The sequence below is a fragment of the Emticicia sp. 17c genome (assembly GCF_037153985.1).
GTDB lineage: Bacteria > Bacteroidota > Bacteroidia > Cytophagales > Spirosomataceae > Emticicia.
The window spans coordinates 1-850 of the sequence record NZ_JBBAYI010000063.1; the positions used below are offsets into that span (position 1 = coordinate 1).

Sequence of the window (850 nt, forward strand, 5' to 3'; positions counted from 1 at the left end):
ATAAAACTCTAAGTCATTTTTAAGAAAAAACCTCATTCCTGTTTGGAAATGAGGTAATCACTAAGTTTGATGCTTTACCTTATGAGGGTTTCAATTTGCTCCTACATCACTTTTCTTTATCCAACCCTCAACCGTTTTTTTGCCGTAATACCTGATTTTAAGCCAGTCATTTTTTTCTTCTAAAACTTCTACAATATCATCCTTAAGTAAGTACATTTTGGTTGCAATTCTCTTATCATTAAATATTTTTGCTTGTTTTACGTCTAAGGTTTTATACCTAAATGGGTTAATTTTTTGTACTTCGAGCATTACTTCTTTAGGTATATTATTTGCTAAATTATATATATAACCTATTTGTGGTTGCCCGGGTGTCCAACCATATCCATATTGATTAAATGTAGTTGTAGAATAAAATTGATAAGAATATAAATGGGCAACTCCATATTTCCCATTTTCTCTTAAGAGATAAACTAAATATACCATTTTATCTTCCTTTGAAAAATCTAATGTAGTATTTGTTAATAATAGATCTTTATTCTTTTTTTCATTGAAAAAATCAGCTAATTCTTGGTCTTTTAACTCTTTTGCAGATAATATGTCAAAAGTAGAGTCTGAAAGAAAAAAATAAGTTGCATAATAGTAACTGTTTGGTTTGTGCAATTTATTACCATTCAGTTCAAACCTATAAATTTCGTTTTTACTAAAAATCAGAAAAGTACTATAATCTTCAAATTTTTCGTTTTCTAATTGCCAAATTGGCTGAAGAAGGTTATTTAGTAAGTACTTTTGGCTAAATGTTTTAAACGTACTCACACAAAGTATAAGAAAAAATATTTTTGCTAAAATTTTC

1 protein-coding gene is annotated in these 850 nt (G+C 27.6%); it reads right to left on the reverse strand.

Annotated features, from left to right (window positions below):
- Positions 1 to 90: 90 nt before the first annotated feature.
- Positions 91 to 850, reverse strand: a 760-nt coding sequence (locus WAA15_RS24485) for an SH3 domain-containing protein (protein WP_337045479.1), incomplete at its 5' end; no start/stop codon positions are given.